Raw genomic sequence first — 13,546 nt, 5'->3', positions numbered from 1 at the left:
CTTATCCCTTACAAATAAACGGGCTTGCCGGTGCGCACGCTCTCATCGGCGGCGAGGCAGATGCGCAGCGATTGAACGGCGTCGGCCATATGGCGGCTGAGGTCGATATCCTCGCGAATGGCCTTCAACATGAAGGCCTGTTCGCGATCGCACAGCTCCTGATGACCCGGCTCGCCGTCCATGCGCAGATCCTGATCCGGATGGATGAACTTGCCGTTTGGGCCGGTCTCGGCGGTGTGCAGCCGGATGACGGAGGTTTTGGTATGCGTATCGATGTCATCAGACTTGGCATTGGGATCCATTACAATCGATACCGCGCCGTTCGGCGACATCACATCCTTCACGAAGAAGGCGGTTTCGGAAATCATCGGCCCCCAGGCGGCCTCATACCAGCCGACCGACCCATCTTCATAGATCACCTGCAGATGGCCGTAATTGTACATATCTGGCGCGATCTCGTTTGACAGGCGCAGGCCCATGCCGCGCACTTCGACGGGCTTCGCGTCAGTGATCTGGCACATGACGTCGACATAATGCACGCCGCAATCGACGATCGGCGGCGTCGTGCGCATCAGCGCCTTATGCGTTTCCCAGGTCGGTCCGCTCGACTGCTGATTCAGGTTCATGCGGAAGACATAAGGACCGCCGAGCTTGCGCGCTTCGGCAATCAGCCGCATCCAGGACGGATGGTGGCGCAGGATATAGCCGATCACCAGCTTGCGGCCGGCTTTCTTGGCCGCGGCCAAAACCCGCTCCGCATCCTCGACGGTCGTCGCCAGCGGCTTTTCGACGAAGACGTCGCAGCCCGCCTCGAAAGCCATGACGGCATAGTCCGCGTGGCTGTCGGAATAGGTGTTAATCGAGCAGAGATCGGGCTTCAACTCTTTCAGCGCCGTCTCGAAATCAGGATGGATCGTATAACCCTCTAGCTCGTCGGCGAGCTTCGGCTTCGAGCGATTGACGAGGCCAACAATCTCGAAACCGGGATTGTTATGATAGGCAAGTGCATGGCTGCGGCCCATGTTGCCAAGGCCGGCAACCAAGACGCGGATCGGCTTATGGGATGAGCTCACTTGACTGCTCCGGAGGTAATGCCACGAATGAGTTGGCGGGAGAAGATGACGTAGAGGATGAGGATCGGCAGGATGGCGAGCGTCAGTGCCGCCAGGACCGCGTTCCAGTTGGTAACGAATTGGCCGATGAAAATCTGCGATCCGAGCGTCACCGTCTTGGTCGCTTCGCTCGGCGCCAGGATCAGCGGGAACCACAGGTCGTTCCAGATCGGGATCATGGTGAAGACAGCAACCGTCGCCATGGCTGGACGAACCAGGGGCAGCACGAGGCGGAAGAAAATCGCATATTCGCTGAGCCCGTCAATGCGACCCGCATTCTTGAGGTCATCGGAGACGGTCCGCATGAATTCAGACAGGATGAAGATTGCAAGCGGCAGGCCCTGCGCGGTGTAGACGAGGATCAACGAAGTCAGCGTATTGACCAGGCCGGCAGCGACCATGCCCTGCAGGATCGCGACCGTGCCGAGACGGATCGGGATCATGATGCCGATCGCGAGATAAAGCCCCATGATCGTATTGCCGCGGAAGCGGTATTCCGACAGCGCGAAAGCGGCCATGGCGCCGAACAGCAGGGTCAAGACAATCGAGACGATCGTCACGATGAAGCTGTTCTCGAAATAGGTCAGGAAATCCCCCTGCCTAAGAACAGTCTGGTAACCGATCAAACTGAAGCTGGAAGGCGTCGGGATGCTCAAGGGCGCACGGAAGATCGAGGCGCGGTCCTTGAAGGAATTGATGATCGTTAGGAACACCGGGAAAACGGCGAGCAACGTGTAGGCGATCAACGCGAGATGCACGAGGCTGGAGCGAACAAGGGAAGTGCGGGCCTTTGACATGGTCGCCTCTCCTCAGAACTGATAGCGGCGGATACGCCGCTGGACGATGAAAAGATAAAAAGAGACGCCGGCGAGAATGATCAGGAACATCACCGTCGCGATCGTTGCGCCCATCGAACGATCGCCGAGTTGTAGTTGGAAGCCGAAGAAGACGCGATAGAGCAGAGTCCCGAGAATATCGGTGGAACCATCCGGCCCCGCCAAAGCGCCCTGCACGGTATAGACGAGGTCGAATGCATTGAAATTGCCGACGAAGGTCAGGATCGAGATGATGCCGATCGCCGGCAGGACCAATGGCAGCTTGATCTTCCAGAATTGGCTCCAACCGGTGACGCCATCGCACTCGGCCGCTTCGATGACTTCTTCCGGAATGTTCAGCAGCGCAGCATAGATCAGCATCATCGGGATGCCGACATATTGCCAAACCGAGATCAGCGCGACGGTGACGAGAGCCGTGCCCGGCTTGCCGAGCCAAGGGGCAAAGAAAGACTTGAGGCCGACGAGGCCCATCAAATCGGGCGCCACACCCCAGAGCGGCGACAGTATGAGTTTCCAGATGAAACCGACGATAACGAAGGACAGCAGCGTCGGCAGAAACATGGCCGTGCGATAGAAGGCGACGAAGCGCAGCTTCGGCAGCGACAGCAGGGCCGCAAGCGCGACACCGATCGGGTTCTGCACGCACATGTGGATGACAAAGAAGATCAGATTGTTGCGCAGCGCATTCCAAAAGTCATGCGACCAGCGATCATCGCCGAATAATACTTTGAAATTGTTGAGACCGACGAAAGTTGACTGGTTATCGACGATATTATACAGCGACAGCCGCAATGTCTCGATCAGAGGCACGATCATCACCGCCGTGTAGACGATGAAGGCCGGAAGAAGAAAAACGAAGATATGCCAACGCATCTGGCGCTTGATCGGGGCCGCATCGTAAGCGGCTGATATATCGGCTTCGCTCATGGCTTTCTGCCTGCTTTGTATTGGCTGCTCATCGGGCGGCAGCGCAAATGTTCAAATTTGCCCGCTGTTCCGGCTCTTCAGCCAAGGTGGAGAAACAATATCGGGCGCGGCACGACTTGGTGTCGCAACAACGGCCGCTCGGCGGCTCATCGGCATAGGAAACAACGATGGCGCCTCATACACTTACTTGCCAAGCGAGAAAGTGGCGACCGACGGCCTCCATCCTTCTTCTGTCTGAATGCACCGGCTGTAGAATGAGGCGAGGAGCCATCAGGCCCCTCACCGATTTGTGTCAAAGCCGGACTACTTGGCCGGCTTGTACCACTTGTCGAGACCGTCCTGCAGCTTCTTGGCAGCAGCTTCCGGCGTATCCGTGCCGTTGATCACGTTGGCGGATTCCGTCCAGGTTTCGTTTTCCAGGTTCGGCGTGCCGCGCGACAGGATCTGGTAAGTCGAACGAACCGTCGACTTGTGATTGTCGCGCCAAGAAACGAATTCCTGAGCGAGCGGATCGGTCATCTTCACCGGATGCGAATTCAGGCTGAAGAAGCCCGGCAGCGCATTGGCGTAAATGTTGGCGAACTCATCGGAAGCAACCCAGCTCAGGAACTTCTTGGCTTCGTCCGGGTGCTTGCTCTTGGCATTCAGGCCGACGCCGATATCCGGATGGTCGGAGATGTAAGCCGTGTCGCCAGCCTTTGCGACCGGCGGCGGGAAGGCGCCCATCTTGAATTGAGCCTGCGTGTTGAAGAGAGCGATTTCCCACGAACCGGCCGGGTAAATGGCAGCCTTGCCGAGCGTGAAGAGGTTCTGGCTGTCAGAGTAGCTCTGGGCTTCGAAGCCGTCGCCGAGGTAAGGCTTCCACTTGGCGAGTTCCTTATACGGATCGACCCATGGAGCATCCGTCAGCTTTTCCTTGCCGGCAATCAAAGCCAGACGGCCGTCCTCGCCCTTCCAGTAGTTCGGGCCGATATTCTGGTAGCCCATGGTTGCAGCTTCCCAGAGGTCCTTCGTGCCCATGGCCATCGGGATGTAGGTGCCGTCGGCCTTGATCTTGTCGAGCAGCGCGAAGAATTCGTCGCGGGTCGCCGGAACCTTGAGGCCGAGCTTGTCGAAGGCATCCTTGTTGTAGATGAAGCCGTGGATAACCGAAGCCATCGGCACGCAGAAGGTCGACTTGCCATTGTCCGTGGTCCAGGCAGCCTTGGCGACGGCCGAGAAGTTGTCCATGCCCGGCAGCGTCGTTAGGTCGGTCAACTGCTTCTTGTTGAAGAGGTCCAGCGAAGCGTCGAACGGACGGCAGGTGATGATGTCACCGGCAGAACCAGCTTCGAGCTTGGCGTTGAGCGATGCGTTGTACTCGGTCGGAGCCGTCGGCGAGAAGACGATCTTGATGCCAGGGTTCTTGGCTTCGAAAGCCGGGATGATCTTCTCCTGCCAAATCTGCAGGTCGTCGTTGCGCCAGCTTTCAACCGTTAGCGTCACGTCCGCCGCATGCGCGAAGCCGACCGAGGTCAGCAGGCTGGATGCGAGGAGCAAGCCTTTCAGAACATTGTTTTTCATTTCCCTCTCCTGTTTAAGCGCCTGGAATAAGGCACTGTTCTCGATATGAAATCCGCCGGCCATATGAGAAAACAGCCAACGCTCCACAAGGACCGCCAACATTGCCGGCCCCAAATGCAAAGGGCACGCAAGGCACTATGCCTGATTGGCCCGACCAATCGTGACCCGCCGGACGTCCGGCCAAGGACACACAACTCAACACACGGGAAATTTGTGACGAACGCCGTCGCGCAGATCCTTTTGATCCACGCGACTCCTGACAACGGCAGAAGTCCGCCACCTTCCGCTGGGCCTTCCGACTATTGTTATCATGCCGGTTCTGCCGATGCCTGTTCAAACTGTTCCCTTGAAAGAATTAAGGCCAAAAAAATACCAATTGTCCAGCCGAAATTTAACTTTTGCGAGCCAGAAAAAGCGATAAAAAATTTTATTATTATTTTTCAATATGATACAGAAGCCAAAAAAGCTGCGCGCTGGCTATTGGTAAATGGTATTTTTTTGGTATTGTAGAAAAAACGGGGAACGAGCGGTATCCGGAGGGTATAATGGCGGAGTTTGCGATCGGTATCGACGGCGGGGGAACAAGCTGCCGCGCTGCTGTGACGGATAGGATGGGCAAAGTTCTCGGCAGCGGCAAGGCAGGGGCCGCCAATATCCTTTCCGATCTCGAAAATTCTTTGGTCAACATCGTCGCATCGGCCCGACAGGCCCTTAGCGATGCCGGTCTCGATCCGGAGTTGGCTCACACACTGCCCGCGATTGTCGGCACGGCCGGTGCCAATGTTCGTGACTATGGCAAGCGCGTCGAAAAAGCCCTGCCCTTCGCGAACAGTCATGTCGTCACGGATGCGATGATTGCGCTCCAGGGCGCGCTTGGCGATACCGACGGGATTATCGGCGCATTCGGAACGGGTTCGGTCTACAACGCCCGCCGCAACGGCATGATCTGGGGTATCGGTGGATGGGGCTTTGTCGTCGGCGACCAGGCCAGCGGTGCGCGTCTCGGCCGCGATCTGCTGGAACACTCGCTTCTGGCGCATGACAAGGTGCATCCACGCTCGCCCATCACCGAAAAGATCATGGCTGAATTCGAAGGCGATCCCGAACGCGTCGTCGAATTCGCGCATGTTTCCAAACCGAAAGATTTTGCGCGCTATGCGCCGATGGTCTTCGAATATGCCGACGAGGGGGATGTGGTCGCCGTCGGCATTGTCAAGACGGCGGTGAACGCCATCGCTGAAAGTCTCGATACGCTGCTCTGGCCCGAGTGCCCATCGATCTGCCTACTCGGTGGCCTCTCGAAGGCATATCAACCCTGGCTCGATCCACGGCATAAGACGCTTCTCACGGAGCCGAAAGGCGACGTATTGCGCGGCGCGGTCGAACTGGCGGCCAAGCTCCTCCAAAATGAGATGGGGAGCACGCAATGACCGAGGATTTGAGTCATATCTTCTCACCGGAACGGCTGCTTGCCGGCGGCACCGGCCCGCTCTATGTCAAGCTGCGCCGTGCGCTTGAAGACGCGGTTAAGGTTGGAACGCTGAAACACGGCGACGCCTTGCCGCCGGAGCGCGACATAGCCGAATATGCAGCCGTCAGCCGCGTAACGGTACGCAAGGCGATCGACGATCTCGTGGCCGAGGGCATCCTTGTCCGTCGCCATGGCTCCGGCACTTTCGTCGCCAAACCAGTCTCCAAAGTCGAACAGCGCCTCTCACAGCTAACGTCCTTCACCGAAGACATGGCGCGGCGCGGCATGACGGCTCGCTCCGAATGGCTGCACAAAGGCGTGCACACCCCCTCGCCCGATGAAATGATGATCCTCGGCCTTGCCGCCGGCACCAAGGTCTCCCGCCTCAGCCGTCTTCGCATCGCCGATGACCAGCCGCTCGCCATCGAACATGCCAGTGTCTCCGGCGAGTTCCTGCCCGATCCATCGACAGTGACCGCGTCACTCTATGCTGAGCTCGAAAAACGCCAGGTCCGCCCGGTCCGTGCCGTCCAGCGCATTTCCGCGACCAACATGAAAGAGGCCGACGCCGGCCTGCTCGGCGTCCCCGTCGGGGCTGCGGGCCTATCGATCGAGCGCATCTCCTACCTCGGCTCTGGCCGCGCCGTGGAATTCACCCGTTCGCTCTACCGAGGGGACGCCTATGACTTTGTTGCGGAGCTGACGATCGGGTCGACCTAACATTCATTCAAAAGTTTGCCTTAGCAGCGGCGTGAACCGCTGCCTCGCATCGCGTCTCACCAGCGTAAGCATCTTTCGCCGGGATTCTTCACTCCGCCTCAAATCAGATCGTCATGCCGCGTCATCCACGGCGGCATCGCGCTTTTCCGGCATATAATTGAGCACTGGCCCGAGCCAGCGCTCCACCTCCGCAACAGCCATGCCTTTGCGGGCGGCATAGTCCTCTACCTGATCTCGCTCGACCTTGGCGACACCGAAATAATAGGAGTCGGGGTGGCCGATATAGAGGCCGGAGACGGAGGAACCAGGCCACATGGCGTAGCTTTCGGTGAGCTTCACGCCGGTCGCCCCTTCGGCATCGAGCAGGCGGAACAGAGTCTCCTTCTCAGTGTGATCAGGCTGGGCGGGATAGCCGGGCGCCGGACGGATGCCGGCATAGGATTCGGATAGCAGCTCGTCGCCACTAAGGTCTTCATCCCTGGCGTAACCCCAGAATTCGCGCCGCACCCTCTCATGCATCCGCTCGGCAAAAGCCTCGGCGAAACGGTCGGCGAGCGCCTTTACCAGAATGGACGAGTAATCGTCATTCGCACGCTCAAAACGTTCGGCAATGGCAATTTCCTCGATGCCGGCTGTAACGACGAAGCCGCCGACGTAATCGCCGACGCCGCTCGAAACCGGCGCGACGAAATCCGACAGAGCTACATTCGGGCGGCCATCCCGCTTCGACAATTGCTGGCGCAGCGTATAGAAGGTCGCAAGCTCGTCGGTGCGGCCCTCATCGGTGAACAATCTGATATCATCGCCAACCGTACCCGCCGGCCAGAAGCCGATGACGGCGCGCGGACGGAACCAGTTTTCCGCGATGATCTTTCCCAGCATGGCCTGCGCATCGGCATAAAGCTGCCGCGCCGCCTCGCCCTGTTTCTCATCTTCAAGAATGGCCGGGAAACGGCCCTTCAACTCCCACGTCTGGAAGAATGGCGTCCAGTCGATATAGCTGGCAAGCTCCCCCAGATCGTAATTTTCGAACACCTTCGTTCCGAAAAACTGCGGCGCCGTCGGCTTGTAATTCGCCCAATCGAGCTTCTCGGAATTCTCGCGCGCCCTTGCAATCGGCAGCCGCACTTTCTCCGCCTCGCTGCGGGCATGTGCCGCGGCGACCTTGGCATATTCGGCGCGAACGGTATCGATATAGCCCTGCTTCGCGTCCGGCGACAACAGCGCCGAGACGACACCGACGGCACGGCTGGCGTCGGTCACATAAAGCGCTTGACCCTTCTCGTAGTTCGGGTGGATCTTTACGGCCGTATGCACGCGGCTGGTAGTCGCGCCGCCGATCAGCAACGGAATATCGAAGCCTTGCCTCTCCATTTCCGAAGCGACATGCACCATCTCATCCAGCGACGGGGTGATCAGGCCCGAGAGGCCGATAATATCGACCTTCTCGGCGATTGCTGTTTCCAGGATCTTCGTCGCCGGCACCATAACGCCGAGATCGATGATTTCATAGTTGTTGCAGGCGAGCACGACGCCGACGATATTCTTGCCGATATCGTGCACATCGCCCTTGACAGTTGCCATCAGAACCTTGCCCGCTGCATGACGTTCACCGCCGCCACCGTTGGCAAGCTTTTCCACCTCCATATAGGGCAGTAGCACGGCGACGGCCTGCTTCATGACGCGGGCCGACTTTACGACCTGCGGCAGGAACATCTTGCCCGAGCCGAAGAGATCGCCAACGACATTCATGCCGGCCATCAACGGGCCTTCGATGACATGCAGCGGCCGCTCGGCATTTTGCCGCGCCTCCTCGGTGTCCGCTTCGATATATTCGGTGATGCCGTTGACCAGAGCGTGTTCCAGCCGTTTTTCGACCGGCCATTCGCGCCAGGCAAGATCCTGCGCTTTGGCTTCACGACCGCCGGCGCCACGAAAACGCTCGGCTATTTCGAGCAGCCGCTCTGTGCCATCAGGCCGGCGGTTGAGCACCACATCTTCGCAGGCTTCCCGCAGCTCCGGATCGATATTGTCGTAGACCGCGAGCTGGCCGGCGTTGACGATGCCCATATCCATGCCCGCCTGAATGGCGTGATAAAGGAACACGGCGTGCATCGCCTCGCGCACTGGCTCGTTTCCGCGGAAAGAGAAGGAGAGGTTCGACACGCCGCCTGAGATATGCACCAGCGGCATCGTCTGGCGGATCGTCCGCGTCGCCTCGATGAAATCGACTCCGTAGTTGTTGTGCTCCTCGATCCCGGTCGCAACCGCGAAGATATTCGGATCAAAGATAATGTCTTCCGGCGGCAGCCCCGCCTCTTCAGTCAAAAGCTTGTAGGCGCGCGCGCAGATATCGACCTTGCGCTGATAACTATCGGCTTGCCCTTGCTCGTCGAACGCCATGACGACCACGGCGGCACCGTAGTTGCGCAACAGCCGGGCTTGCTTGAGGAAATTCTCCTCGCCCTCTTTCAGCGAGATTGAATTGACGATCGGCTTGCCCTGGACGCATTTCAAACCGGCTTCGATGATCGAGAATTTCGAGCTGTCGATCATGACGGGCACGCGCGCGATGTCCGGCTCGGCGGCGATCAGGTTGAGGAACTCGACCATCGCCTTTTCGGAATCGATCAGGCCTTCATCCATGTTGATATCGATCACCTGCGCGCCGTTTTCGACCTGGTCGCGCGCAACGGCTAAAGCGGACGTATAGTCGGCATTGGTGATCAACTTGCGGAATTTCGCCGAGCCGGTGACGTTGGTGCGTTCGCCGACATTGACGAACGGAATATCTTTGGTCAGCTCGAAAGGCTCCAGGCCGGAGAGCGACATGAACGGGCGATGAGGAGCAAGCTGGCGCGGAGGGTATTTCGAAACCGCTTGCGCGATCGCAGCGATATGTTCCGGGGTCGAGCCGCAGCAGCCGCCAACGATGTTGACGAGGCCATCGCGCGCAAAGCTTTCAACGTGCGCCGCCATCATCTCGGGCGTTTCGTCATATTGGCCGAACTCGTTCGGCAGGCCGGCATTGGGATAGGCGCAAACGAAGGTATCGGCAACAGCCGAAAGCTCCTGCAGATGCGGCCGCATGGCGTTGGCCCCAAGTGCGCAATTGAGGCCGATGGTGAAGGGGCTGGCGTGGCGCATCGAATTCCAGAAAGCCGAAGGCGTCTGGCCGGAGAGCGTCCGGCCGGAAAGATCGGTGATCGTCCCGGAGATCATCACCGGCAAGCGGACGCCCTTAGCCTCGAACCGCTCCTCGCAGGCAAAAATCGCCGCCTTGGCGTTCAGCGTATCGAAAATGGTTTCGATGAGGATGATATCGGCACCGCCATCGATCAGGCCGTCGATCTGCTCGCCGTAGGCCAGACGCAAATCATCGAAGCTTACCGCGCGAAAGCCGGGATTGTTGACATCGGGGGAAATCGAAGCAGTGCGGTTGGTGGGGCCGATGGCGCCAGCGACGAATCGGCGCTTGCCGTCTTCGCGTCCGGCACGGATCGCCGCCCGGCGGGCAACTGCCGCGCCTTCCTTATTGAGATCGTAAACCGCGCCTTCCATCTGATAGTCGGCCTGCGCAATGCGGGTCGAAGAGAAGGTATTGGTCTCCAGAATATCCGCGCCGGCCTTGGCGTAGCGGTAATGAATTTCCTCGATCGCGTCGGGCTGCGTCAGAATGAGGAGGTCGTTATTGCCCTTCTGGTGACAGGCGCAGCCGATGAAGCGATCGCCGCGGAAATGATCCTCGTCGAAGCCGAGCCCCTGGATCTGCGTGCCCATAGCGCCGTCGAGCACAAGGATTCGCTCGCTCGCTGCCTGCTTCAGGGCCGCGAACACTTCACGACCATCGCGTTTCGGTGTTTCCGAGCCAAAAAGATTGTCAAACATAAGCGAACTCCGCTGGCCTGATTGCGACTTCATTCAGATCACATAAAGATATCTTTATGTCAATATATCTATGTCTTCGTAAGGCATGGCGCAAGGATTAGTTTAGCTCCCCTGAAAGTATTGAAAGGGGACTGCCGTTTCAAATAGACACGGGCAATGCAAGGCTAGCGATTAAAGCCATGACAGCGCTTTCAGCGGGGGCTATAGGCTTATGGCAAAGAGTCTTGGGAGGATAGCATGAGCATACAGCGTGAAGCGGCAGCACTCGGCAACTGGAGCTCGCGGGCCTATCACCGCCGCTGGTTGCTTGATCAGGCAAACGGGCTTTTCGATTTCTTCCAGTATCGCGGCATCAATCCCAAGGGGGGATTCTACGATATGGACGACGCAGGCGGGCCCCTCGATGCAGTCAATCCTGTGCGGGGAATTCATTCGACCGCACGCATGGTTCATTGCTTCTCGATCGGCTCGCTGCTCGGCCGTCCCGGCTCCGACGATATCGTCGATCACGGCATGAACTATCTCTGGAAACATCACCGCGATGCCGCGCATGGCGGCTATGTCTGGTCGCTCAACAATGACGGCCCCGTCGATGCCAGCAAGCAAGGCTATGGCCACGCTTTCGTGCTGCTTGCCGCCTCCTCTGCAAAGACCATCGGCCATCCGCTCGCCGACGGTATGCTTGCCGATGTCACCGAAATTCTGAATACGAAATTCTGGGAAGAAAAACACGGCGCCATCGCGGAGGAGTTCAACCAGGATTGGTCGCCGATCGACGGCGGCAGCTATCGCGGCCAGAATTCCAACATGCACCTGACGGAAGCGCTGATGGCGGCTTTTGAGGCGACCGGCGACAAAACCTACCTCGACAAAGCCGAGAGCATCGCCGATCTCGTCATCCGCCGCTCGGCGGGCTCCGTTGGTTGGCGCGTCGCCGAACATTTTACCGCCGACTGGGCGCTCGACAAGGACTATCGCGGCAACGAGATGTTCCGCCCCTCGGGCACGACGCCCGGCCACTGGCTGGAATGGGCGCGCCTTATCCTGCAGCTCTGGTCTCTCGGCGGCAAGCAGCACGACTGGATGCCGGACGCCGCCAGGGGTCTATTCTCCCAATCGATGTCACTGGGTTGGGACAGCGACAAAGGCGGCTTCTTCTATACGCTCGATTGGGCTGATGTGCCGGCCAAACGCAACAAGCTCTGGTGGCCGGCGTGCGAGGGCGCCGGTGCGGCGCACTATCTCAACGAACACATGCCGAGCGATTTCCACGAGGAGAGCTATCGCAAGATCTGGGGCACCATCGGCCGCCACTTCATCGACCACAAAAACGGCGGCTGGCATGAGGAGCTAACGGAAGATTTGGCTCCCGCCCATACGATTTTCCCGGGCAAGGGCGATATTTACCACGCTTTGCAGGCCTGCCTCATCCCACTCTTCCCGGCAACGGGCAGCCTGACCAAAGTCATCGCCGAGGCTGGCGGCAAGATCTGAGATCCTGGGCGGCGTCTGCGAGGCATGACGCCGCGATCACCTCTATGACAGGCTGAGATTGTGCAGTTCGTGGCCGAGCGTGAGCGCCAGGGCTTCCACGACGAGATTATGATCTTCACGCTGCGGAAGTCCCGACACGGTGACAGCGCCTATGCAACCTGTACCGTGGACGAAGATCGGAAAGCTGCCGCCGGATGCGGCATAGTCGGCGCTCGAAAGCCCGTTGTCCTCGATCCTCTTGCCCTGCTGTTCCAGTCTCAGAGTGCTCGCATAGCTGCTGCGGAAATAGCGTAAAACCATATTGCGCTTACGGCGAATCCAGTTGGAATTGTCCGGCGTGGAACCGGGCAGCGCGATGTAGAAGACCGGCATGGAATGCAGCGTGATGTCGATCGCGACACCCAAATTGCGTTCGCTGGCAAGATCGTGCAGCAACTTGCCAAGCACCCAGGCGGTCGAAAGATCGAAAGCATCGAAGCGCAGCGTCTCCTCCTGCAGCGCGATGCGGCTGAGGTCGTGTTCGATCGTCATGAAAATCCTTCCTCCGAAATTGCCCGGCCTATCAAACGCGAACGAGATGATTTGTCCACTTATCTCTTCGGTATGTCGAAACCGAGCCGCCACTTCTGGCCGAGCATCAGGTCGTACTCCTGCGGTTCGAAGGCCTCGAAACCACCACCCGGATAGAAGGTCAGCTCCCCGACATAGACCCAATCGGCCGAGGCATAGAGATCGACCCGGACAAAATCGATATCGCGAGCGATCGTCTCGGCAATCTGAATCATCTCGTCCAGCCGCGGTGGCCGCGCCACTTCGCCAGGATAGAGCCTGAGATAATCCGGATCGTAGAACGGCAATTTCTGCCAGTCCGGTGTGTAGTTGCAGGAATAGCCTCGCTCACCTTCACGAATGTCAATCTCGATATGCGAGACTTTGCCCTTGAAGGTGAAAAGCCGGTAGTCCCAGGGAACGCGCCCGTCAGCGAGCAGCATGGTCTCGATGAGAATACGGCGCTCGAGCTGGCTGTAGGCCCATTCCCTATTATAAATGGCATGATCGATTGCCAGCCAATCCGCCGAAGGATTGTCCTTGAGCAAACGGTCGACATCGTTCTTCTCATAAAGAAGCCGTCCGACCCCGCTTGCATGCGTTGGTTTGACGACGGCCGGCAGCGTAATGCCGGACCAATCAACCGCCGCCAGATCGGTGCCGACCCATTGTGTCGGAATGACATATTGGTCGCCGACACGCTCGGCTATCAGCGCCTTGGCGTCAGCCTTGTCGACGAAGCGCGGAAACAAGGGGTTGCGGTCGTAAAGCTTGCGCGCCTGAATTTTATCAGTGAAGGTCTGCGGGGATTTCAGGTTCGGAAACTTGCCGCGGATGACGAAGTATTTGAGCGCGCAATAAGGCCGATCCGGCAACGGCGACATCAGCCGCCAGAGCAGATTGTGCACGCGTTCGCTCAATCCCTTTTGCAGATACCCAGGAATGAGAAATCCATCTCGATCGGCGGTCTTTTCCGTCATGCGGTC

11 protein-coding genes are annotated in these 13,546 nt (G+C 58.6%); 4 read left to right on the top strand and 7 right to left on the bottom strand.

Features of this window, described 5'->3' with window-relative positions; genetic code table 11:
* Positions 1–8: 8 nt before the first annotated feature.
* The 4 genes from QDY28_RS01280 to QDY28_RS01265 form a co-directional block, all read right to left on the bottom strand.
* The gene (locus QDY28_RS01280; protein ID WP_331379901.1) at positions 9–1,073 is read right to left on the bottom strand and encodes a Gfo/Idh/MocA family protein; all 1,065 of its coding nucleotides are present in this window, start codon (positions 1,071–1,073) and stop codon (positions 9–11) included.
* Complete coding sequence (locus tag QDY28_RS01275; RefSeq protein WP_331379900.1) at positions 1,070–1,909, bottom strand: carbohydrate ABC transporter permease; 840 nt, start codon at positions 1,907–1,909, stop codon at positions 1,070–1,072. The genes QDY28_RS01280 and QDY28_RS01275 overlap by 4 nt, the downstream gene beginning before the upstream one ends.
* 12 nt (positions 1,910–1,921) lie before the next feature.
* Positions 1,922–2,875 carry a carbohydrate ABC transporter permease gene (locus tag QDY28_RS01270; protein WP_331379899.1) on the bottom strand — a complete coding sequence of 318 codons (954 nt, stop codon included), beginning with the start codon at positions 2,873–2,875 and terminating at the stop codon, positions 1,922–1,924.
* A gap of 303 nt (positions 2,876–3,178) precedes the next feature.
* Positions 3,179–4,438: an ABC transporter substrate-binding protein gene (locus QDY28_RS01265; protein ID WP_331379898.1), complete on the bottom strand. Its 1,260-nt coding sequence runs from the start codon at positions 4,436–4,438 to the stop codon at positions 3,179–3,181.
* 213 nt (positions 4,439–4,651) lie between these two features.
* Here QDY28_RS01265 and QDY28_RS01260 point away from each other — a divergent pair, with 213 nt between their 5' ends.
* Genes QDY28_RS01260 through QDY28_RS01250 form a run of 3 tightly spaced genes read left to right on the top strand, consistent with a single transcriptional unit; the run spans position 4,652 to position 6,629 of the window.
* Positions 4,652–4,948: a hypothetical protein gene (locus tag QDY28_RS01260; protein ID WP_331379897.1), complete on the top strand. Its 297-nt coding sequence runs from the start codon at positions 4,652–4,654 to the stop codon at positions 4,946–4,948.
* Between the two features lie 35 nt (positions 4,949–4,983).
* The gene (locus QDY28_RS01255) at positions 4,984–5,868 is read left to right on the top strand and encodes an N-acetylglucosamine kinase (protein ID WP_331379896.1); all 885 of its coding nucleotides are present in this window, start codon (positions 4,984–4,986) and stop codon (positions 5,866–5,868) included.
* Complete coding sequence (locus QDY28_RS01250; protein ID WP_028752451.1) at positions 5,865–6,629, top strand: GntR family transcriptional regulator; 765 nt, start codon at positions 5,865–5,867, stop codon at positions 6,627–6,629. The genes QDY28_RS01255 and QDY28_RS01250 overlap by 4 nt, the downstream gene beginning before the upstream one ends.
* A gap of 111 nt (positions 6,630–6,740) precedes the next feature.
* Here QDY28_RS01250 and metH read toward each other — a convergent pair whose 3' ends face one another.
* Positions 6,741–10,517, bottom strand: a complete 3,777-nt coding sequence (gene metH / locus QDY28_RS01245) for a methionine synthase (protein ID WP_331379895.1) — start codon at positions 10,515–10,517, stop codon at positions 6,741–6,743.
* Between the two features lie 237 nt (positions 10,518–10,754).
* On the opposite strand from metH, the gene QDY28_RS01240 reads away from it, so the two are divergent.
* Entirely contained in the window at positions 10,755–12,011 is a 1,257-nt protein-coding gene (locus tag QDY28_RS01240) for an AGE family epimerase/isomerase (RefSeq protein WP_331379894.1), read from the top strand.
* A gap of 42 nt (positions 12,012–12,053) precedes the next feature.
* Here the strand turns inward: QDY28_RS01240 and QDY28_RS01235 are convergent, their stop codons facing one another.
* Together QDY28_RS01235 and QDY28_RS01230 are read right to left on the bottom strand one after the other, a co-directional pair.
* Positions 12,054–12,542, bottom strand: coding sequence for a heme-degrading domain-containing protein (locus QDY28_RS01235; protein ID WP_183937728.1), 489 nt, complete (start codon positions 12,540–12,542; stop codon positions 12,054–12,056).
* A gap of 59 nt (positions 12,543–12,601) precedes the next feature.
* Complete coding sequence (locus QDY28_RS01230) at positions 12,602–13,540, bottom strand: ATP-grasp fold amidoligase family protein (RefSeq protein WP_331379893.1); 939 nt, start codon at positions 13,538–13,540, stop codon at positions 12,602–12,604.
* Between the last annotated feature and the right edge of the window lie 6 nt (positions 13,541–13,546).

This window comes from Rhizobium sp. BR 362 (genome assembly GCF_036528765.1).
GTDB lineage: Bacteria > Pseudomonadota > Alphaproteobacteria > Rhizobiales > Rhizobiaceae > Rhizobium.
Note: the sequence above shows the minus strand (reverse complement) of the source record. Positions and strands in the feature narration are given on the sequence as shown.

Coding starts and splice junctions, on each gene's coding strand:
- QDY28_RS01275 (WP_331379900.1), bottom strand. CDS start 1,909: ATGTCAAAGGCCCGCACTTCCCTTGTTCGCTCCAGCCTCGTGCATCTC.
- QDY28_RS01255 (WP_331379896.1), top strand. CDS start 4,984: ATGGCGGAGTTTGCGATCGGTATCGACGGCGGGGGAACAAGCTGCCGC.
- QDY28_RS01265 (WP_331379898.1), bottom strand. CDS start 4,438: ATGAAAAACAATGTTCTGAAAGGCTTGCTCCTCGCATCCAGCCTGCTG.
- QDY28_RS01250 (WP_028752451.1), top strand. CDS start 5,865: ATGACCGAGGATTTGAGTCATATCTTCTCACCGGAACGGCTGCTTGCC.
- QDY28_RS01235 (WP_183937728.1), bottom strand. CDS start 12,542: ATGACGATCGAACACGACCTCAGCCGCATCGCGCTGCAGGAGGAGACG.
- QDY28_RS01270 (WP_331379899.1), bottom strand. CDS start 2,875: ATGAGCGAAGCCGATATATCAGCCGCTTACGATGCGGCCCCGATCAAG.
- QDY28_RS01240 (WP_331379894.1), top strand. CDS start 10,755: ATGAGCATACAGCGTGAAGCGGCAGCACTCGGCAACTGGAGCTCGCGG.
- metH (WP_331379895.1), bottom strand. CDS start 10,517: ATGTTTGACAATCTTTTTGGCTCGGAAACACCGAAACGCGATGGTCGT.
- QDY28_RS01230 (WP_331379893.1), bottom strand. CDS start 13,540: ATGACGGAAAAGACCGCCGATCGAGATGGATTTCTCATTCCTGGGTAT.